Below are 20,688 nucleotides of genomic sequence, written 5' to 3' on the forward strand. Positions count from 1 at the left end.
AGTTTCGGCGGTCACCCTGCGAGCCTATCGCCGCGACGTGTTCTAGAGGTTGGGCGCGGGATGATCTCCGCCGCGGAGTTGGTCGACCGCGTGCACCAGGATCGGGCCCAGCACCGCGAGGCCGTCGCGGGCGCCGCCCTTCGAGCCGGGCAGGTTGATCACCAGGGTGCGGCCGGCCACGCCGGCGACGCCGCGGGACAGGGCCGCCGCGGGGATCTGCTCGCGGCTGTGGGCCCGGATCGCCTCGGCGATGCCCGGCACCTCGTAGTCGAGCAGCAGCTTGGTCATCTCGGGCGTCTGGTCGGTCGGCGTGATGCCGGTGCCGCCGCTGGTCACGACGACCTCGATGCCCTCGGCGATGGACATCCGCAGCGCCTGCGCGACCGGTTCGCCGTCGGGCACCACGATCGGCTCGCCGACCTCGCAGCCGATCTGCCGCAGGCCCTCGACCAGGATCGGGCCGCTGGTGTCCGCGTAGACCCCGGCGGCCGCACGGTTGGAAGCCACGATCACACGGGCGCGGATCACTGCTCGTCCTCCCTGTCCCACAGGCCGGTCTTGCCGCCTTCCTTGCGCAGCACCCGGATGTCGGTGATCGCCGCGGCCGGGTCGACCGCCTTGACCATGTCGACCAGGGCCAGCCCGGCGGTCGCGACGGCGGTCAGCGCTTCCATCTCGACTCCGGTGCGGTCGGCGGTACGCGTGACCGCGGTGATCTCCACGGTCGTCTCGCCGATCTCGAAGTCGACGGTCACCCCGGTCAGGGCGATCGGATGGCAGAGCGGCACCAGGTCGGGTGTCTTCTTCGCGCCCATGATGCCCGCGATCCGGGCGACCGCCAGCGCGTCGCCCTTGGGGAGGCCCTCGCGGCGCAGGAGGTCGATCACCTCGGCGGTGGTGCGCAGCCGGCCGGCGGCGGTGGCCCGCCGGGCGGAGACATCTTTCGCGGAGACGTCGACCATGCGAGCGGCTCCGCTCTCGTCGACGTGCGTCAGGTTGGTCTCACCCACGCTGTGAGCCTATCGGGACCAGCGGGCACCGTGCGGTACCAACGGTTTCCCCCGCAGTTATATCGATCTCGTAGTATCGCACAAATTTTGTCCGCTGCTCGGACGGTTTGTTAATGCACCCTGAATGCATTCGCCGCTCGCCCGGAAGGAGCATAGACCGTTGTCCGATCGGCTACGCAGCGTGTCAGTTCGATGGTCAGTCACCGGGGTTTGATCCGGCCTTATCGGGATTGGTCCAAGTATGCAGATGCGGAGCGTTGACATAAGTCACGCGAGCAGGGGTGGTCCCTTACCGCTTCTAGGCCGAGAATATGCAGTGCCACCCATTGCCCACGCACCGCACACAATCGCTGACTGCCCGCTCGGTTCCGATTCCATAGAGCGGTTCGGACCGAATCGTACAAACCGCACTGACGTGAATGCGCTATGCATTCGTCAGCGAACGCATCGTTACAAAACGCCGTGCAGTTAGCGAATACTGCTCATATCGACATTTCTCGGTTCAAATCAGGCCGCGATCAACTTAGTCTGCTCCCATCGCCGGAACAAGCCGGCCGGAGACCTGGAGCGGGTTATGTACGCGAACGACTGGAACTGACCCCGATCAGCGAGGTCACGGTCCGGTAGGATGTCGTCACTCGTGGGTGGCGTTCTGATGGGGACCGATTGACCGGCGAACCAAGATCTCACCACAACGCGACCGATCGGCAGCTGAGGCTGCTCGTCGGTCTCGTGGTGTTTGCGGCGGCTATCGCGGTCACGGCGTCCGTTTATGCCATTGTCACGAAAATGGTGGAATATCCGTCGTCGTTGGTGATCGGCACGCTGATCGTCGCGGCAACGGCCTCCAACCGGGCAATGCTGAACGTGCGTATCGGCTCCAACAGATACGGCCAGTCGTGGACCGAGATCGTCACGCTCGTCGGTCTGGCCGTCGTCCCACCGCCGTGGGTGGTGGTCTCCACCGCGGTGGGCATCCTGATCGGTCGCATCCTCAATCGACTCAGTCCGATGAAGGTGGCATTCGGCGCCGCCAAGGACACCTTGTCCGCGGCGGCTGGCGCGGCCGTTGTCTACGCCAGCGGTGCCGCGTTCACGGGCACCTACCCGCAATTCCATCTCGGGGCGATGGTGCTCGCGTTCGTCGCCGTCACCGTCCTCGACGAGTTGCTCGTCCACCCCGTCGTCGCGCTGGCCACCAGGACGCCGCTGAGCCAGCAGTTCCGGCGCTATCTCGACATCCGCATCTGGCTCGCGCTCGCCCGGCTCCTCGTCACGGTCTTCATCGTCTGGCTCCTGTCGGTCAACCGTGACGCCCAGGTGCTGCTGGTCGCGCCGCTGCTGATCCTGACCCTGCACCTGTGGTACTCGAGTCGCATCCGCAAGCGCGACGAGCGCACCTCGTGGCAGCGGCTGGCCAGTTCGGCCGAGGCGCTCAACGACGTCGACCTGCGCCGGGTCATGGAGGTCGCGGTCGAGTGGAGCCCAGACCTCTTCTCGGCCGATGGTGCGGAGGTCGAGGTCTTCCATCCGCCGACCCGGGTGCGCGGCACCGGGGGCAAGATCGACCCGGCCGGCGACGGCGAATGGCCGAGCGACGCCTACGTCATCACCACGGTGCTAGAGGACCGCATCAACAAGAACGCCATCGGCGAGTTGCGGTTGCGCTTCAGCGGCCCGGTGCAGCTCAACGAGATGGAGATCTACAAGCTGCGCACCTTCGCCTCGGCGCTGAACACCGCGATCCACAACGCCTCCGCGTACGCCGAGTTGGAGCGCATCGCGATCGTGCACGCGCACGACGCGGCGCACGACGCGCTGACTGGGCTGGCGAACCGGCGCCAACTGCTCGACCAGGGTCAGCGGCTGATCGCCGAGGGGCACTCCGACGGCGTGATCGCCCTGCTGCTCCTGGATCTCAACCACTTCAAGGAAGTCAACGACACGCTCGGCCACGCGGCCGGTGACGACGTGCTCAAGCAGGTGGCCGACCGGCTCAAGGCGGCCGCCCACGGCGGCGACCTCGTCTCCCGGCTCGGCGGCGACGAGTTCGCGGTGCTGCTCACCGGGCTGCCCGCGCCGGCGATCGCGGCCTACCGGGCCGATCGGCTGATCGCGGCGCTGCGTGAGCCGATCGAGGTCGAGGGCATGCGGATCAGCATCGAGGCCAGCGGCGGCATCGCCGCGGTGCCGTCCAGTGGTGGCATCGCCGAGTTGCTCCGCCGCGCGGACGTCGCGATGTACCAGGCCAAGCGGTCCGGCCAGCGGATCGCCACCTACTCGCACGCGCGCGACACCGCCGACATCGGGCGGTTCGCGATCGCCGGCGGCATGTCCAGCGCGGTCGCCGACGGCACCCTCACCGTCGACTTCCAGCCGATCGTCGATCTGGCCAGCGGCGAGGTGCTGACGGCCGAGGCGCTGGCCCGCTGGCACCATCCTGACCACGGCACCGTCGACCCGTTGCGATTCCTGGAGACCGTGGAGCGCAACGGTCTGCTGCCCGCCTTCGCCGAGGCCGTACTCGATCAGGCGCTGTTGGCTTGTGTGTCCTGGCGGGAGGCCGGCTTCGACCTGCCGGTCGCCGTCAACGTGGCGCCGCGCAGCCTGCTCGACCCGCGGTTCCCCGGCTCGGTGATGACCCGGCTGCGGACTCACGACCTGCCGCCCGACCGGCTCATCCTCGAGCTGACCGAGACGCTGACGATCAGCCAGCTCGAGGTGGTCGACCAGGTCCTCGGCCGGCTCCGCGACGAGGGCGTGCGGCTGGCGCTCGACGACTTCGGCACCGGCTACTCGTCGCTGTCGGTGCTGTCCCGGATCCCCGTACACGAGCTGAAGATCGATAGTCAGTTCGTCACGTCGATGGAGACCTCGCCGGAGGCGGGCGCGGTCATCCGCTCGACCGTCGACCTCGGCCGCAGCCTCGACCTCGCGGTGGTGGCCGAGGGCGTCGACAGCGAGCCGCAGCGGCGCGCGCTCTGGGAGCTCGGCGTCACCGCCGGCCAGGGCCAGCTGTTCGCCCGGCCGATGACCGCCGCACGACTGCTCGCGTCGCTGCACCGCGGCTCCGGTGGGCGGCCCGGCACGCTCGCACCGGCGCTGCACGACGAGGGCGCCGTCATCCGGCTCAGCCCGCACCGGCGCCCGGTGCCGCGACAGCGCGGCGAGCGTTTGCCACACTTGGGCGGATGATCACCTGGTCCCGGCTCGACCGCGCGGCCGGCGGGCTGGCCTTCGACCTCGGCCTCTACTCGCTGTCCGCGGGCTTCGCCGCGATCACCGCGGTCACCTCGACGCTGCTGCCGCACCGCGCCTGGGGTGCGATCGCGGCCTGGGGGTACGCGGCCGCCGCGCTCGCCGTGCTCGTGCAGTGGCTGGTCGGCAACCGTGACCCGCGGCTGCGCGCCGCGATCACCGGGCTCGCCTGGATCGCCACCGCGTGGGTGCCGATGCTCGTGCAGAGCGTCGAACGGGCCGGCGGGCGCACCGACCGCGCGCAGGAGGAGGTGCTGGTCGTCGAGGACGGCGGGAGCAGGCTGCTGCAGCACGCGACGCCGTACCTCTCCGACGACACCATCGCCCGGCTGCCCGCCGACGAACGGCTGCTCGGCTATCTGCCGTACCAGCCGGGCATGTCGTTGTTCGGTCTGCCGCGCGCCCTCTTCGGTGACGCCTGGTGGACGGACGCCCGGATCTGGTTCCTGCTCGCCACCGTGGCCACGCTCGCCGTCGCCGTCACGCTGGTCCGCGGGCCGCGGCTGCTGCGCGCGGTGCAGCTCACCACGGTGCTGCCGGTGTGCGCGCTGACCGTCGCGACCGGCGGTGACGACATTCCCGTGCTCGCGCTCTGCCTGCTGGCGCTGGTGCTCTGCCACCGGGAGCGCTGGGGCTGGGCGGGTGTCGCGGCCGGGCTCGCCGCCGCGCTCAAGCTGTTCGCCCTGCCGATCATCGCCGTCCTGCTGATCCACGCGCTGGTCCGCGGGCGGCTCGGGCGGTTCGCGATCGGCGCCATCGGGTTGCCGGTGCTCGCGATCGTGCCGCCGCTGCTGCGCGATCCGCGGGCCCTGTTCGACAACGTGATCGGGTTCCCGCTCGGGCACGGCGTCGTGACCAGCCCGGCGGCGTCGCCGTTTCCCGGGCACCTGATCGCCTCCGGCCTGCCCGGCGGGCGGGTGATCGCCACCGGCCTGCTCCTGCTCGCCGGGGTGGTGATCGCCGTCTGGATCATCCGGCGACCGCCGCGGACCGCGGCCGCCACGGCGATGATCAGCGGGTACGGGCTGTTGGCGGCGATCCTGCTGATGCCCGCGACGCGGTTCGGCTACCTGTTGTACCCGGTGGCGCTGCTGGCGTGGGGGTACATGCTGGCCTGGGCTGCCGATCAGCCGTCTGACCCGCGTGTTCGCGTGGAAGAGGCGACGGACGGGCGGGCGACGGCGTACACCTGAATGGGTGGAGGGTTCGTTCCCGAACCGGGCGGCGGCCGGCGCGGCGCTCGCTGACGCGCTGTCCGGCTACGCGCGGCGGCGCGATGCCGTCGTGCTCGGGCTGGTGCGCGGCGGCATGCCGGTGGCCGCGACCGTCGCCGCCCGACTCGGCATCGCGCTGGACGCCCTGGTCATCCGCAAGTTGGGCGTGCCGTGGGCGCCCGAGGTCGCGTTCGGGGCGCTCGGGCCCGGCGGCATCGTGGTGCGCAACGACGACGTGGCCGGACGGCTGGAGCGGGATGACATCGACGCGGTGCTGTCGCGGGAGACCGCCGAGTTGGTCCGGCGCGAGGCGCGCTACCGCGGTGGGCGGCCCGCGTTGACGCTGCGTGACAGGGTCGCCGTGCTGGTCGACGACGGGCTGGCGACGGGCGCCTCGGCACGGGCGGCGGTGGCGGTGGCCCGGGCGCTCGAGGCCGCGCGGGTCGTGCTCGCGGTGCCGGTCGGGTCGACGCGGGCCCTGCGGGCGCTGGAACCGCTGGTCGACGAGCTCGTCTGTCCGTTGCGGCCGCCCGTGTTCGGTGCGGTTTCCGAGTTTTACGACGACTTCCACCAGGTGACCGATGCGGAGGTGGCCGAGGCGCTCGACTCGGCCGATGTGCGTCCACCCGGTACCGTCTAGTGATGCAGATGACCTGTCCGAAGTGTCGTGGCGAGATGCGTACGTACGAACGCAGTGGCGTGACCATCGATCAGTGCACCGAGTGCCGCGGGATCTTCCTCGACCGTGGCGAGCTCGAGAAGATCTTCGAGGCCGAGGCCAACTGGAACCGTCAGCAGTCCGCACCGGCGCCGGGCCAGCCATCGCCTGCCGGCTACCCGCCGCCGCCCCCGCCGCCGCCGGGTGGGCACGGCCAGCCCGGGTACGGGCAGCCCAGCCACGTGCCGCCGCCTCCGCCGGCGCACTACCCGCCGCAGCCCGCCTACGGCGGTCACGGCGGGCATTACGGCTACCACGGCCACTACCGCAACAAGCGCCACAAGGGTTTCCTGGGCGAACTGTTCGACTGATCCGTCGCCCGTCCGCGGGGGTCGGTGGCCGTTGTCGGCTGCCGGCCCCCGCTTCGCGTGAGATCGTCTAGTTATGACGGCACCCGCCGACGCTCTCGTCGGGGCGTACGACGCGATCACCGCCACGGTGCTCCCGTTGAGCGACGACGACCTGCTGCGGGCGACCCGGTGCCGCGGCTGGGTGGTCGCCGACGTGCTGCACCATCTGCTCTCCGACGCGCAGCGGGCGCTGATCACGTTCGCCAGCAACGTACCCGGTCCATCCGATGTGGACCACGTGTCGTACTGGTCGGCGTTCCCGGGCAGCCCGGACCCGGTGGCGAGCCGGCACAGCGCGTGGTTGACCCGACGCGCGGCGAGCGCTTTCGAGCGGCCCACGGCGATCGCGGCGGTGTGGGTCGAGACCGCGCCGGCGGCCGGCCGCGCCGCCGCGGCCGCCGATCCGGGGTCGTTCGTGGCGACGCAGGGCCACGTGCTGGCGGTGCCCGACTTCATCGCGACGCTGGTCACCGAGGCGGTCGTGCACCATCTCGACCTCTGCGTCGACCTGCCGGCCGCGGCGGACCCGCCGGAGGTCGCGCTGGACGTCGCGGTGTCCACGATGGATGGTCTGCTCAGTGACGAGGTGGTGCGGCCGGTGAGCTGGTCGCGGACCGAATATCTGCTGAAGGCCAGTGGGCGGGAGGCGTTGACGCCGCGTGACCGGCTCGCCCTAGGTGAGGCGGCGGGCTGGTTTCCGTTGCTTTCCTAGATCGCCATGTCGACGAAGCGCGACAGGTGGAGTTGGGCCGCGACGGTGACCGTGTCGGTCGGCCCGTTTCGGTGCTTGGCCACGATGAAGTCGGCCTCGCCGGCCCGCGGCGACTCCTTGTCGTAGTAGTCGTCGCGGTGCAACAGGATCACGACGTCGGCGTCCTGCTCGATCGAGTTGTGAGTGGCGATGCCGTTCGCGATGAAGTTGTGCGTGCCCAGGACGGTCGCGTCGAAGACGTCCCGCTCACCGAGCGACTCGATCGCCACGATCTCGTCCCAGAAGATGTCGTTCGTGGCATGGAGTTCCAGCTCAGCGTCGTCGAGCACCTGAGCCACCCGGGCCAGCCGTTGGCGGCTCGGTGCGTGCTTCCAGAGGGTGCTGCCGCAGAACTGGGTCTGCATCGCGTCCGCGAACCGGCGTTGCGTCAGACCCCGCTCGGTGAGCACCGCACGGACGCGGGACCACACCTCGACCGGCACGGTGTCGACGTTGGTGTTGCCGATGACGCCCTCGAGCGCCGCGAGAAGCAGCGTGCAGTTGGCGGAGCGAGCACCATGAACGCCGATCTCGCGGAGGAAACGCAACTGGTCGTCACGTCCCGAGATGTCGAGCGTGTATTGCGCCCTGACCGTCTTGGTCGGAACGGTGCGGATACGCGCGGATATGCCGAACCGCAGCAGCAACCGGCTGATGTCGTCGAGCAAGCGTCGGCTGGTGCTGGCGTAGTAGATCCGTCCGCCTCGACCGCCCCGCGTCATCGTCACGGAGCCGTCGGTGGCCCAGATGTGCCGGAGGAAGAGGCGGAGCTGCCGCTTCTCGAGGCCCGCCAGCACGGTCGGGACGAACTTCTCGTGGGAGCGGAGGCCAAACAGGCCCAGGTCGTCAAGCCATTCGGCGATCGGGTTCCGCCGACCGCGCGCGACGCGGTGCGGCGCCGGCAACCGGAGGGTCGTCACCCGTGCGGCGGGGAACTCGTCACGCACGGCCGCGACACCGAAGTGGCGCGCGGCTTCCGTGACCGCTTCCAGGTTCTGCTCGTCGATGCTCGCGTACCGGATCGGTTGGCGTTTGACGAACGAGCCGTCGCCCAAGAGATGGGCCAACATGACGACCTCGGCGTCCGCCCATGCCGGCGCGACCGTCGTAGGCGCGGGGACATGTCGGGGCACACCGATTCGCGAGCCGGCGGAGAGGTCACCGAGGGCCCGCCACCCGTCGAAGGTGAGGAAGGGGTGGTTGGCGGTCGCCTCTATCTCTTTGCCCGACCGCAGGCGCAGCCGGAACGTCTCCTTGCGACCGCTCGGGAACACGTGGGTCATCGTCCGTGGGGTGTATTTGAGCCGCTCGTCCAGCGCCCAGACCGGAACGTCCCGCGCTTGCGACGCCATCAACTCGCCGAGGGTGACCTCAGCGTTGGTGTCCGCGCGAATGAGCCGGGTTTCTGCGGTGAGGCAGCCAGACTCTCGCAGGTCGGAGAGCTGGGGCCGCTTGTCGGTGCGTTGCTCGGGACCGCGGTTGAGCTGCGACACCGCGATCACCGGGCACTCGACCTCTTTGGCGAGCAGCTTGAGGCCACGGGACAGCTCGGCGACCTCTTGCTGACGGCTCTCGGTGCGCTTGGGGGAGCTCATCAGCTGCAGGTAGTCGACCACGATCATCTTGAGGTCGTGGCGCTGCTTGAGCCGGCGGGCCTTGGCCCGGATCTCCATGAGGTTCATGTTGGGCGTGTCGTCGACGAACAGCGGCGCCTCGCTGATCTCGCCCATCCGGCGGGCCAGCTTGGTCCAGTCGTCGTCGGAGAGCTGCCCTGAGCGGAGCACGTGCAGCGGCACCCGCGCCTCGGCGGAGAGGAGCCGCATGACGATTTCCACTTTGCTCATTTCGAGCGAGAAAATGGCACTCGCGCAGTTGTGGCGAATGGCGGCATTTCTGGCGAAGTCCATGGAGGCGGTGCTGTTGTGCGTCGGAATCATCGCGCGGCCGGCGAGGTAGAGGTGGTCTTCGTTGTCGACCGTAACGCAGCGCACCGGCACAGAAGCCACTGGGCGAACGTCGACGATGTAGCGGGAGCCGGTGCGCGAGGATGTCGATGACCGGCGCCGTTCGTCGTGCGCCAGGCGCTTGCGCGCCAGCCTGAATACATCGTCCGTGGTGGTGAAGTTGAGCGTGTAAGCCGTTGACGTCTCCGGTCGGCGGCCGTTGACCCGACGCGTCGTGATCGAACAGCGGTAGCCGAGGCTGACGACGAGTTCATGGACGTTGTCAGCCAGGCGCCGCGAGGTTGAGGTGAACTGAGCGTTGCCTGTCGTCGTCACGGTCCCGTCGGTGTCGAGCAGACCCGCCAACAACGCACGCCGCTGACGCTCGGAAGCACGGAGGTAGTGCTGGGGAATGTGTTTGTCGCCCAGCACCCCGATATGGCGCAGCAGCCCGGTGAATGAGCCGGAGGAGTGGTAGCAGGCGGCACAAAGGCGCGAGCCGTTGGCAGTGCCGCTGGTGACCTCACCGCAACCAGCGCATGCCTGCCGCGTCCGCCGGCGGGTTCGCGATGCCGTGGTGCTGCCGCAGCTGCGACCGCAGGTCAGCACACTGCTGGCGCGCGGGGTGAAGGATTTGTCACAGACGATGCACTGACGTGCTGCCAGCGACTCTCCCGGCAACAGATGGATCGAATAGGTCAGATCGGCGCCTGGGCGCACGGCAAAACCGTCCGCCTCGACGTAGGTGGCGATCTCGGGGTCAACGGAGGTGAACCGGCCGCCTTCGGCGTGGCCGTCGCCGAGCCACACACCCAGCGTGTACGGGGGGACGACGAGATCGGCTCGTTCTGGCAGCGACAACGGCCGAGTGTTCTCGATGGCGTGGTTCAGCCGACCGTCTCCCGGACACCGCAGCGTCTCGCGAATCTCGCTGGTCGTCGCCGTCAGCGAGTGTGTGAGCGTGGTCTCCACATTGGCCGGCCGGTTGACCCGGCGCAGAAGGGTCTCCAGCAACTCGCGGCGTGAGTATGCGTCGATCTGGCGCCGCCAGGGCTGGTCCCGACGGACATATTCACGTGTGACCCGGCCGCCGATGCCCACCTCGGCGGCAACACCGTGGAGAACGTGCCGGAATCGGTCACCGACCAGCGAGACCGCCTCGCCGTAGGTGACGAGCTGGTCCGGCTGTGCCGCCGAGGCGGCCACGACGTCAGCGACAGCGGCGCGTGCGGCCGGCGACCACCGCGGCACCCGCTTGGCTTCCGCACGCTGTCGCCGGCCAGCCCGCGTGGTGGTCTTCCACAGATGCTCGGCATCGGCGACCAGCACGGATCCGTCCGAGAACTCCACCTCGAAGCACGGTCGGTCGTGCATCACGTCGAATGCGTGCGTGACTCGGGTAGGTCGGCCCGACGCGTCGAGAAGCAGGTCGCCGACGCGGACCTCGCCCATGGTCGTCCAGCCCGCAGGCGTGGGCAGGGGTGTGTCGAGAGCCAGTGCCTTCCCCAGACCGGGTCGGCCCGCGACGATCACGAGTTGGCCAGGGTGCAGGCCGTTGAGCAGGCGGTCGAGGTCGGTGAAGCCCGTCGGGACGCCGGTCATCACGCCGCCCTGGGCGCCGACGGCCTCGATCTCGTCGAGGGTCGGCTGCAGCATGTCGGCGAGGATCGCGAAGTCTTCGCTGACCCGCTTCTCAGTGACGTCGTAGATCGCCTGCTGGGCCAGGTCGACCACGTCGTCGACGTCGCGCCCGCCGCCGGCGGCGGAGCCGTAGCCGAGTTGGACGATCTTGGTGCCGGCCTCGACCAGGCGGCGGAGCACGGCACGCTCGGCGACGATGCGCGCGTAGTAGCCGGCGTTGGCCGCGGTCGGCACGCTGGCCATCAGCGTCTGCAGGTAGGGCGCGCCGCCGATGCGCAGCAGGTCGCCGGAGTCGGCCAGCGCTGCCGACACCGTCACCGCGTCGGCGGGCTCACCACGGCCGTACAAGTCGAGAATCGCGTCGAAGACCGTCGCGTGGATCGGGCGGTAGAAGTCGCCGGTCTTGAGGATCTCGACGACGTCGGCGATCGCGTCCTTGGAGAGCAGCATGCCGCCGAGCACGCTCTGCTCGGCCGCGACGTCCTGCGGGGGCGTCTTGTCGTAGCCGCCCTCGCGCTGCGGGGGAGGTTGAGCGTCCTGCGGCGGGCCCGAGGGGCGGCCCCCGCGCACGTCGTCGGTGATCGACACGGAGCCCCCTCTCGTACGGATGTACTATAACCGAAATATGAACCCGACCGCCCCGACACGACCGGGGGACGCCGCGTCGGTTCCGTCACGAACCGATTGGCAACGATAGGAGTCCCTGCGCCCGCAGGGCAAAGAGGCGCGTGGACGAACCTTTGGACAACCTGTGGAAAGCAGGCCAGAGGGTGTGTGCAGACCTGTGTACAGCTTGTGTACGACGGTCGTTCCGGTGCCCGCAACGGGCGTTTGACGTGCTGTTCCTCGGTCCCCAATGTGTGGACGAAAGAAATCCGCCGTATCCAGGACCAGCCACCGGTCTCCGGGTCGACTACCATCGACGCGTCCGTTGTTGTGTTCACGACACGGACGATTGCGATCCGAAATCAGGAAGGTCACGCCCCCGCCGTGGACTATCGGGATTGGTCGCGCGGTGATGACGCCCCCGCGTCGTCGCCGAGATCTCGCTCGTCCCGGTCCGCCGAGGACCGGCCGCGCCGCAGTGGCGCGCGGCGCGGTGTCCGGCCGACGGCCGCCGAGCCCAAGCCCGACGCGGTGTCGCAATGGGACCCGCTGGGTGCGTCAGGCGGTGAGCTGGCCGCGATCACGCAGCTCGAGGACACCGCGTCGCTGAAGCTGCCCAAGGAGTTCTGGAAGGACGAGCCCGCCGACGACGACATGGTGGTCGTCGAGACCGGCGGCGGTCGAGGCAACCGGCGTGATGACACCGACGAGCCGCCGGTACGGGCGAGGCGCCGGCGGGACGAAGCCGACGACGAGATCGAGACGTCCAGTGGCGGGCGCCGTCGGCAGGACGTGTCGGACTCGCGCGGGTTCCGTGACGACGAGATCGAGCTGTCCAGCGGCGGGCGTCGGCGGCGGGACATTTCGGACTCACGCGCGGCGCGCAGTCGTGACGACGAGATCGAGCTATCCAGCGGCGGGCGGCGTCGGCGGGACATTTCGGACTCACGGGCGCTGCGTGACCGCGATGACGACGTCGAGCTGTCCAGCGGCGGGCGACGCCGCCAGGACGTAACCGACTCGCGCGGCTTCCGCGACGACGAGATCGAACTGTCCAGCGGCGGGCGACGCCGGCGGGACGTTTCGGACTCGCGCGCGCTGCGTGACCGCGACGACGAGATCGAGCTGTCGAGTGGCGCACGCCGTCGGCGGGACGTGTCCGACTCACGGGCCGCGCGCGACAACGAGATCGAGTTGTCGAGCGGTGGGCGGCGGCAGCGGGACGTGTCGGACTCCCGTACCGGTGGGATTCGCGACGCGGACGTCGAGCTGGCTAGCGGTGGCCGGCGCGGTCGCGGCGTCGCCGACGCGCGGCCCGCGCGCGACCGGGACGACGAGATCGACCTGTCCAGCGGCGGACGCCGCCGGCGCGACGACGCGAGCGACTCCGGCAGCATCGAGCTGTCCAGCGGCGGACGCCGGCGGCGCGACGACGTGGGCGACTCCCGCGCCGGGCGCGACTGGAGCAGCGGTTCCACCGACATCGAGCTGTCCAGCGGCGGACGTCGCCGCGGTGACGGCGTCGCCGACTCCCGCGCGGGACGTTGGGACGGTGACCCCGAGCTGACGAGCGGCGGGCGGCGGCGGGCCGCCGAGTCCGAGCCGGTCAGCCGCGGTCGCCGCCGGGTCGAGGACACCGGGTCCGGCAGGAGTTGGCGCGACGAGGCGACGGACACGGAGCTACCGAGCGTCGGGTACGCGGCCGGCGCCGATGTCCCCGGCCGGCGCCGCGGCGACGACAGCACCGAGAGCGAGCCGGTCAGCCGGGGACGCCGCCGTCGGCGCGCCGCGGAGGCCGAGAGCGGATCGCCCAGCTGGCAGACCGAGGCGACCGAGACCGAGCTGCCCGACCTGGGCCGGCGCGGTGACACCGGCTCGATCCAGGTGCCGCTGCGCGGCCGCGCGGGCCGGCACACCGACGACGCGGACCCGCTGACACAGCCGAGCCGGACACGGTACGGCGACGGATACGGCCGCCGATCCCGGCGCGCGGAGACCGAGGAGCCCGAGAGCGACCGTCCGAGCTGGTCCACGGGGGCGACGGGCGTCGCGTACCCGGAGGTCACCGGCACCCGACTCGATCGCGACGACGCCCCGACCCGCGGGCGCCGGTACCGCCGCGACGAACCGGACGCGCTCGAGCAGCCCGGGCGGCGGGCCCGGCACGGCGACCAGGCCGACCCGCGGGAAACGACCGGCCACGGCGGCACCTGGAGCGCGGGCCTCGACGACACCGCGACCCGCAACCGCGGCCGCAGGCACGCCGACGACGAGCCGACCGACGCGCCACCCAGCCGTGGGCGGCGTGGCCGGGCCGAGGAGCCGGACGAGCCGATGAGTCGCGGCCGCCGCGCGCGGGCGGCCGAGCCGGACACCGAGGACGACGGTCGGGGCTGGCGTGGCGACCCGGCGAACGGCGACGTGCCGACGCAGCGCCGCGGCCGGGACGACGAAGCGACGGGCGACGGGCGGCGCCGCGGCTCGTGGGCCGGCGAGCCGGACGCGGACCGCTGGCGGCACCCCGACATGACCGGCGAGTGGTCCCGCCGGGCGATGGCCCCGCTCGACCAGCCGCAGGACCGCACGGCCCCGCCCCGCGACAGCCGACCGGACTCTCGGCCGGACTCCCGTCGCGACGATCGGCCGGACTCGCGTCGCGACGATCGGCCGGCCTCGGGTCGGGACCTCCGCCCGGGCCAGGACGCCGGGCGGCGCGACCGGCGGGAGGCGGCCCGCGACGACGCCGCCCAGACCGGCGGTTGGCGCACCGACGACCCGGTCCGCCGGCGGCGGGACGCGGACTCCGGGCACCGCCCGGGCGGGCCGGCCGACGACACCGGCTCGTGGGAGCGGATGACCGACACGGGCCAGTACGACAGCACCACCTCGACGAGCGAGTGGGACCGCCTGGTCGGAAGCATCGAGGACGAGGAGGCCGAGGAGAAGTTCGAGGCCTTCTGGTCGGGCCACCGGTTGGCCGGCGACGACCCGCGCTGGGTGGAGACGCCCGCGACGGCACCGCGGTCTCCGGCGGTCGGCCTGCCGGAGCCGCGCCGGCCGGAGCCGGACGCCTACGACGACGGTGGCTCCCGCCGCGGCCGGACGCAGGCCGACGAGGAGTTGGCCCGCGCGGCGATGCCGCCCGCCCTGGACGCCACGGATCCGGGCTGGGGCGCACCGGCCCGCGCCACGCGCCGCGAGTCGGCGCCGACCCGGCCGGCACGGGCGGCGGCACCGCAACGGCAGTACACGCCGCAGCGCGGTGGGATGTGGCAGCAGGAGGAGTTCGAGCAACTCGACACGGACAACGGCGGCTTCCTCGCCGCGGTGCTGTACGCCGCCGCCTGGTACGCCGTACCCGTGCTGGCTTTCGGCATCTGGCTGATGACCCTGCCGGCGGTAGCGATCGACGACTGCATCAGCGACGTGACCGGCGGCGGCTGCGAGTCGCCCCGCGCCCAGGCGCTGGAGGGCCTGCTCTCGGGCGTGCCACAGTTCGGCATCGCACTGGGCATCAGCCTGATAGCCGCGATCGCCCTACGCTGGCTGGGCCACAGCTGGCGAGCCGGCAGCGTAGGCCTAGCCGCCGCGGTAGTCGGCGGCGGCCTCTCCGCGGTGCTCAACAGCGTCTTCACCGGCCAACCCCTGGGCTGACCCGCCCTCGTAAACGCGAACAGGGCGCCGCACCGGTTGGTGCGACGCCCTGGTTCGTGGTGCCTTACTTGCTGCGGTTGACCGTCACGTCGAAGGTGGCGGTCACCTCGGGGTGCAGCTTGACCTTCACCGGGTAGCTGCCGGTCGACTTGATGTGACCCGGCAGCTCGAGGCGGCGGCGGTCCAGCGAGGGGCCGCCCGCGGTCTTGACCGCGTCGACGATCTCGACCGGGGTCACCGAGCCGAACAGGCGGCCGCCGTCGCCGGCGCGGACCTGCAGCGTGACCTTGAGGCCCTCGAGCTGGGCCTTCACCTCGTTGGCGTGGCCGAGGTCGCGGATCTCACGAGCCCCGCGGGCCCGCTTGATGTTGGTGACCTCTTTTTCCGCGCCCTTGCTCCAGCGGATGCCGAAGCCCTGCGGCAGGAGGTAGTTGCGGCCGTAGCCGTCCTTGACCTCCACCACGTCGCCCGGCGTGCCGAGGCCGGACACCTCCTGAGTCAGGATGACCTTCATATCGGTGCCTCCTCTCAGCGGGCCGTGGCCGTGTAAGGCAGCAGCGCCATCTCCCGCGCGTTCTTGACGGCGCGGGCGATCTGACGCTGCTGCTGGGACGTCACACCCGTGACCCGGCGGGCACGGATCTTGCCCCGGTCAGAGATGAACTTGCGCAGCAGCGCGGTGTCCTTGTAATCGATGTAGGTGATCCCCTCCTTGTCGAGCGGGTTCACCTTCTTCTTCGGCTTGCGCAGTGCAGCAGCCTTAGCCATTGCTCGTGCTCCTGGTGATTCTCGTTAGAACGGGGGCTCGTCGTCGGAGTAGCTGTTCGACCGGCCCGAACCGCTGGAGGCGCCCGCCGGCGCGGCCGTCGCCCAGGGGTCGTCGAAGTTGTTGCCTCCGCCGCCTCCCTGGCCACCGCCACCGCCGGAGCCGAAGCCGCCACCACCGCCGCCAGAGCGGGACATCTTCTGCACCTTCGCCGTGGCGTAGCGCAGCGATGGGCCGATCTCGTCGACCTCGAGCTCGATGACGGTGCGCTTCTCGCCCTCACGGGTCTCGTAGGACCGCTGCTTGAGCCGCCCCGAGACGATCACCCGGGAGCCCCGCTGCAGCGACTCGGCGACGTTTTCGGCCGCCTGCCGCCACACGGTGCAAGAGAGGAAGAGTGGCTCGCCGTCTTTCCACTCGTTGGTCTGGCGATCCATGATCCGCGGGGTCGAAGCCACGCGGAACTTGGCGACCGCCGCGCCAGACGGAGTGAAGCGCAACTCGGGGTCGTCGGTCAGGTTCCCGATGACCGTGATAGTGGTGTCTCCTGCTGCCATGACCGTCTCCTCGTGCACTCATCGAGTCACTGCCGTACAGGCTCTCAGAGCCGTACGACAGTATTTGTGAGGCTTGGTTCGGACTGGCCTACAGACGCGCTCAGCGCGTCTCGGGCCGGATGACCTTGGTGCGCAGCACCGACTCGTTGAGTCGCAGCTGACGGTCCAGCTCCGCCACCGCCGCAGGCTCGGCCTGCAGATCGACGACGGCGTAGATGCCCTCGGCCTTCTTGTTGATCTCGAACGAGAGGCGCCGGCGGCCCCACACGTCGAGCTTCTCCACCGAGCCACCCGAGGTCCGAATCACGTTGAGATACGTGTCGAGCGACGGGGCGACGGTGCGCTCCTCGAGACTGGGATCGAGGATCACCATGACTTCATAATGACGCAAGACGTGCTCACCTCCTGTGGGCTAAGCGGCCGCGGTCCTTCCGCGGCAGGAGGTCGTGCGTCGTCGCCCAGCACCCTGCTGGTGCCGGACAACCCCACCACAATACCGGAGCGATGTCGTACGCCTTCTCCGGGCGTGGTAAGGGCCCCTCCACATGGAAGGGGCCCTCTGGTGCAGAGCCGCGGAGCGCCTTGAATCCGCATTCTTTGGGTGGGACCTGGGGAGGAACGACCACACCGACGAGGTTGGACGCAGGCGCCCCGCGGAGCCTATTTATTTAGTTTACGCGGCCCGAGTCCGACTTGCACGTTGAGCGATAATCGCCCGAATTGCACCAGCAGACACACCCACCACGCAGACCGTCGCGATCAGCGCCAGCAGACCCGTCGGACCGCTCTCGCTGACCGGGTCGACCGACGCGAGCGGCTCGGCGGCCGCGCCGGCGATCGTCGTCGCGCCGTCCAGCCGCGTACCACTGTTGGGGTCGACGAAGCTGTCCCCCGCGAGCGCCGCGGCGTCCTGGTTGGCTGGGTCGTCCGGGTTCGCCGGATCGGCGTCCGGGTTCGCCGGGTCGCCCGGGGCGGGAGAAGCCCCCGTCGCCGGGTCGTCGTCGCCGGACTGCCGGTCGCGCCCCTGCCGGTCCTGGCCCGCCGGCGCTTCGTCGTCGCCGTCGTCCGCGGAGCCGCCGTTGTCGCTGTTGTCGTTGCCGCCGCCGAACGGCGGGACCGGCGGGTTGGCCGGGGCGTCGTTGCCGGTCGCGGCGGGCGGCGGCGGCGCCGCCAGCACCTCGACCCGGACCGCCTTCTCGTCGGCGAGCATGCAGTCCGGCTTCAGCGCCAACTCGACCGGGCCGCGGTGGAAGAGCACGTCGGCGGTCGCGCCGGAGGCCACCTCACCGCGGGTCGCGCCGTCGAGCAGCAGCTTCGCCTTACGGCCGGTGTTGTTGACCACCCGCAGTGTGCTTTCGGCGGGCACGGTCACCGAGGCGGCGCTCGGCTTGGCGCCGCAGGCCACGCCCAGCAGCCCATCGCCGGTGAAGACCACCTGGCTGTTGGCCTCCTGCGCGGCGTCGACCGCGAAGGCGGCGCCACCGATGGCCAGCGGCGCCGCGACGAAGAAGGCGGCGACAGCGGACGCGACGGTACGGCGTCGGATGGCGTGCAACGTTCACAACTCCCGTTCTCGGCCGGTGCCGTGGCGGCTGCGCGCCCCCGGCTGGTCTATCGGGGTAACGAGGCGGAGCGCGTCGCGGTGACGCGGGCCACTGGGCGATTTGCGACGAATTCCGGGAGCGGGCGCCGGTGCGCGGTTGTCGTACCCGCGACGTAGGCTCGCCCCCATGCGTATCGGAGCTCACGTCGACTCGACCGACCCGTTGTCGGCCGCGGCAGCCCGCGGGGCCGATGCGGTGCAGTTCTTCCTCACCGATCCGCAGGGCTACAAGTCGCCCAAGCCGCGCGCCGACGCCGAGGCCCTCAAGTCGGCCGAGGTCGACGTCTACATTCACGCGCCCTATCTGATCAATGTCGCCACGCTGAACAACAAGATCCGCATCCCGAGCCGCAAGCTGCTGCTGGCCCACGCCGCCGGCGCGGCCGACGTCGGCGCCAAGGCGGTGATCGTCCACGGCGGACACGTCGGCTCGGTCGACGAGCTGGCCACGGGCTTCGACAACTGGCGCAAGACCTTCGCGTACGCGCAGGAGCAAGGCGGCTTCGCCACTCCCGTGCTGATCGAGAACACCGCCGGGGGCGATCACGCGTGCGCCCGCAAGCTGGATATGTTGGCCAGGCTGTGGGACGCCGTCGGCGAATACGAGGTCGGCTTCTGTTTGGACACCTGCCACGCCCACGCGGGCGGCGAGGACCTGCTCGGCCTGGTCGACCGGGTCAAGGCGATCACGGGCCGGATCGACCTGGTGCACTGCAACGACTCCAAGGACCCGTTCGACTCGGGCCGGGATCGACACGACAACCTAGGTTCCGGAATGATCGACCCTGAGCTGCTCATCGCGGTCGTGCGCGCGGCCGGCGCACCGGTCATCGTCGAAACCCCGGACGAAGCCGACGGCCAAGCTACCGACATCGCGTTTCTACGCGGCAAGGTGTGACGTTAGGCGCCACTAGGGGGTGTCTTGTGGGTGACGGCGCGACCGCGACGCGGCGGTGGTGCGGTCCCTCGCGAGACCCGGCCTCCGGTCGGTCGAGAGAAAGAGCGGCATGAACTCGGAACAACCGCCGATGTCCGCACGACGCGCGGCACCCGGACCCGAGCCCACCCGCAGGCCCTCCATCGCCAGTGAGGAGGAGCCCGACGAGCCTTACGTGGCCGAGTCGCACGAAGCAGCGCCAGCGCCCGGCGGCGTGCCGTCGCTGGGCGAGACGGCCGGCAACGGCCATGCCGCGGGGGCCAGCGCGCCGGAATCCGACGCCGCCACCGGCCGGGGAGAGGACGCAGACGCGCCTGAAGTTGGCACCGCGGACGCCTCCGCCGGCAAGGGCGACGACACAGGCGCCCGCGCACCTGAGGTCGGCAGCGCCACGAGCGCGGAGGTCTCCGCTGGCAAGGGCGACGACCCAAGCGCCCATGCCCCTGGGGTCGGCACCGCAACCAGCGCGGACGCCTCCGCCGGCAAGGGGCACGCCTCTGATCGCGCCGCGCGGGGGGCCGACGCCGCCGATCAAGCTGAAGGTGCCGGGGACGCGGTCGGCGGTAACGCAGCCGCTTCGGGGCGCGAAGCGACCGTCGAGAGCGCGGCCTCTGCCGGCGGCGGGTCCGTTGTGGTGGGCGACCGAGGCGAATCCGACCGCGACGCGGCTGTTGAAGGCGGCGCCGGCGCCGCGAAAGCCGGGTCGTCGCGTCGTGGTGGGCGGAAGCGTTCGGCTCCGTCGGGAGATGTGAGCGCCGAGGTCGCCGGGGCGGGGCTTGCCGCTGGCGCGTTGGCGGGAGGCGTCGCGGGTGCGGCCGGGGGTCAAGCCGAGACGTCGACCGAGTCAGGTGAGGCGGCGGGTCGCGGTGCGGCGCCGAAGGCGCGTAGCCGTGCCCGGCGCGCCACGTCGACCTCTGCCGCGAGCGGCGAGTCCGCTGCGGCGCCGGCCGACGACAGCGACGCGGGCCTGGTCGCGGCCGCCGGGGCCGGAGCGAGCGCCGAGAGCGGCGAAGCCTCCGCCGCGCCGGCTGCGCCGAAGGCGCGAGGGCGCGGCCGCCGGGCCACCGTTTCCCGGGCGCAGTCAGACGCCGACCAGACCGTGACGACGGATCCCGGCGATACCGCGGTGGCGTCGCAGACGCCGGCTCCGCCGCAGCGACGTGGCACGGATGCCGAAGGCGCGAGCGGCGGCCACACGCCTCAAGACGGCGAGGAGAACCGCGCCGCGTCGACGGCCAGTGTCGAGCCGTCAACGGCAATCGCGGACCTTGCGACCCCGTCTGGCGACGACGAGGCAACCGCAGCCAAGCCTGACGCGGCCAAGCCAGACGCGAGCAAGCCAGACGCGAGCAAGCCAGACGCGAGCAAGCCAGACGCGAGCAAGCCAGACGCGAGCAAGCCAGACGCGAGCAAGACCGACGATTCGGCAGCAGGCCTCGGATCCGGTGCGGAGCCGACAGCCGCACCCGCCGGCGCCGGCACAGGGCCGACCGCCGCCGCACCTACCGGCGACTCGTCGACGGGCGCGGCGACCAAGGCCAAGCCGCGGCCGTGGTGGGCATTCTGGCGATCACAGCCGGCGGCTCCTGCCGCGGCTGGCAGCGGGGACGCAGCGGATCCAGCCCCGGCGACCGAGGATGCCGCGCAGGCCGGCGAAGGTCCGACCGGCCGGCACGCGGT

The 20,688-nt window shown here is 71.0% G+C and carries 15 protein-coding genes; 7 read left to right on the top strand and 8 right to left on the bottom strand.

Features of this window, described 5'->3' with window-relative positions; all coding sequences use genetic code 11:
- Positions 1 to 42: 42 nt before the first annotated feature.
- Both Asi02nite_RS03285 and moaC read right to left on the bottom strand, forming a co-directional pair.
- Positions 43 to 528, bottom strand: a complete 486-nt coding sequence (locus Asi02nite_RS03285) for a MogA/MoaB family molybdenum cofactor biosynthesis protein (protein WP_203710608.1) — start codon at positions 526 to 528, stop codon at positions 43 to 45.
- Positions 525 to 1,010 (bottom strand): cyclic pyranopterin monophosphate synthase MoaC, encoded by a 486-nt coding sequence (moaC, locus tag Asi02nite_RS03290; RefSeq protein ID WP_275410253.1) that lies wholly within the window; start codon positions 1,008 to 1,010, stop codon positions 525 to 527. Before moaC ends, Asi02nite_RS03285 begins: the two co-directional genes overlap by 4 nt.
- Before the next feature lie 789 nt (positions 1,011 to 1,799).
- On the opposite strand from moaC, the gene Asi02nite_RS03295 reads away from it, so the two are divergent.
- The 5 genes from Asi02nite_RS03295 (at position 1,800) to Asi02nite_RS03315 (ending at position 7,262) form a co-directional block, all read left to right on the top strand.
- A complete protein-coding gene (locus tag Asi02nite_RS03295) occupies positions 1,800 to 4,205 on the top strand; it encodes a putative bifunctional diguanylate cyclase/phosphodiesterase (RefSeq protein WP_203710609.1) in 2,406 nt (801 codons plus the stop codon).
- The gene (locus Asi02nite_RS03300; protein WP_203710610.1) at positions 4,202 to 5,461 is read left to right on the top strand and encodes a glycosyltransferase 87 family protein; all 1,260 of its coding nucleotides are present in this window, start codon (positions 4,202 to 4,204) and stop codon (positions 5,459 to 5,461) included. The genes Asi02nite_RS03295 and Asi02nite_RS03300 overlap by 4 nt, the downstream gene beginning before the upstream one ends.
- Before the next feature lie 4 nt (positions 5,462 to 5,465).
- Positions 5,466 to 6,122, top strand: a complete 657-nt coding sequence (locus Asi02nite_RS03305) for a phosphoribosyltransferase (protein WP_203710611.1) — start codon at positions 5,466 to 5,468, stop codon at positions 6,120 to 6,122.
- Complete coding sequence (locus Asi02nite_RS03310) at positions 6,122 to 6,511, top strand: TFIIB-type zinc ribbon-containing protein (protein WP_203710612.1); 390 nt, start codon at positions 6,122 to 6,124, stop codon at positions 6,509 to 6,511. The genes Asi02nite_RS03305 and Asi02nite_RS03310 overlap by 1 nt, the downstream gene beginning before the upstream one ends.
- 73 nt (positions 6,512 to 6,584) lie before the next feature.
- Positions 6,585 to 7,262, top strand: a complete 678-nt coding sequence (locus Asi02nite_RS03315; protein ID WP_203710613.1) for a maleylpyruvate isomerase N-terminal domain-containing protein — start codon at positions 6,585 to 6,587, stop codon at positions 7,260 to 7,262.
- Here Asi02nite_RS03315 and Asi02nite_RS03320 read toward each other — a convergent pair.
- A complete protein-coding gene (locus Asi02nite_RS03320; protein ID WP_373312134.1) occupies positions 7,259 to 11,335 on the bottom strand; it encodes a replicative DNA helicase in 4,077 nt (1,358 codons plus the stop codon). The two genes, Asi02nite_RS03315 and Asi02nite_RS03320, sit on opposite strands and share 4 nt — an antisense overlap.
- Positions 11,336 to 11,875: 540 nt before the next feature.
- Here Asi02nite_RS03320 and Asi02nite_RS03325 point away from each other — a divergent pair.
- Positions 11,876 to 15,145, top strand: coding sequence for a hypothetical protein (locus Asi02nite_RS03325; protein WP_203710615.1), 3,270 nt, complete (start codon positions 11,876 to 11,878; stop codon positions 15,143 to 15,145).
- 64 nt (positions 15,146 to 15,209) lie between these two features.
- Here Asi02nite_RS03325 and rplI read toward each other — a convergent pair whose 3' ends face one another.
- From rplI to Asi02nite_RS03350, 5 genes are all read right to left on the bottom strand, one after another.
- A complete protein-coding gene (gene rplI / locus Asi02nite_RS03330; protein ID WP_203710616.1) occupies positions 15,210 to 15,659 on the bottom strand; it encodes a 50S ribosomal protein L9 in 450 nt (149 codons plus the stop codon).
- Between the two features lie 14 nt (positions 15,660 to 15,673).
- Positions 15,674 to 15,913: a 30S ribosomal protein S18 gene (gene rpsR / locus Asi02nite_RS03335; RefSeq protein WP_089250287.1), complete on the bottom strand. Its 240-nt coding sequence runs from the start codon at positions 15,911 to 15,913 to the stop codon at positions 15,674 to 15,676.
- Positions 15,914 to 15,937: 24 nt separating this feature from the next.
- Positions 15,938 to 16,486, bottom strand: coding sequence for a single-stranded DNA-binding protein (locus Asi02nite_RS03340; RefSeq protein WP_203710617.1), 549 nt, complete (start codon positions 16,484 to 16,486; stop codon positions 15,938 to 15,940).
- 82 nt (positions 16,487 to 16,568) lie between these two features.
- Positions 16,569 to 16,859 carry a 30S ribosomal protein S6 gene (gene rpsF, locus Asi02nite_RS03345; RefSeq protein ID WP_203710618.1) on the bottom strand — a complete coding sequence of 97 codons (291 nt, stop codon included), beginning with the start codon at positions 16,857 to 16,859 and terminating at the stop codon, positions 16,569 to 16,571.
- A gap of 282 nt (positions 16,860 to 17,141) precedes the next feature.
- A complete protein-coding gene (locus Asi02nite_RS03350; protein ID WP_203710619.1) occupies positions 17,142 to 18,023 on the bottom strand; it encodes a hypothetical protein in 882 nt (293 codons plus the stop codon).
- A 175-nt stretch (positions 18,024 to 18,198) separates the two neighbouring features.
- Here Asi02nite_RS03350 and Asi02nite_RS03355 point away from each other — a divergent pair, with 175 nt between their 5' ends.
- On the top strand, positions 18,199 to 18,969 hold the full coding sequence (locus Asi02nite_RS03355; protein WP_203710620.1) for a deoxyribonuclease IV: 771 nt from the start codon (positions 18,199 to 18,201) through the stop codon (positions 18,967 to 18,969).
- Positions 18,970 to 20,688: the final 1,719 nt, after the last annotated feature.

The sequence above is a fragment of the Asanoa siamensis genome, assembly GCF_016862555.1.
In the GTDB taxonomy this organism is placed as follows: Bacteria; Actinomycetota; Actinomycetes; order Mycobacteriales; family Micromonosporaceae; genus Asanoa; species Asanoa siamensis.

What these genes read in the sequence shown, in the direction of transcription:
- Asi02nite_RS03295 (WP_203710609.1), top strand. Translation starts at nt 1,800, where the DNA reads ATGGTGGAATATCCGTCGTCGTTGGTGATCGGCACGCTGATCGTCGCG.
- Asi02nite_RS03300 (WP_203710610.1), top strand. Translation starts at nt 4,202, where the DNA reads ATGATCACCTGGTCCCGGCTCGACCGCGCGGCCGGCGGGCTGGCCTTC.
- Asi02nite_RS03315 (WP_203710613.1), top strand. Translation starts at nt 6,585, where the DNA reads ATGACGGCACCCGCCGACGCTCTCGTCGGGGCGTACGACGCGATCACC.
- Asi02nite_RS03320 (WP_373312134.1), bottom strand. Translation starts at nt 11,335, where the DNA reads ATGCTGCTCTCCAAGGACGCGATCGCCGACGTCGTCGAGATCCTCAAG.
- rplI (WP_203710616.1), bottom strand. Translation starts at nt 15,659, where the DNA reads ATGAAGGTCATCCTGACTCAGGAGGTGTCCGGCCTCGGCACGCCGGGC.
- rpsR (WP_089250287.1), bottom strand. Translation starts at nt 15,913, where the DNA reads ATGGCTAAGGCTGCTGCACTGCGCAAGCCGAAGAAGAAGGTGAACCCG.
- Asi02nite_RS03355 (WP_203710620.1), top strand. Translation starts at nt 18,199, where the DNA reads ATGCGTATCGGAGCTCACGTCGACTCGACCGACCCGTTGTCGGCCGCG.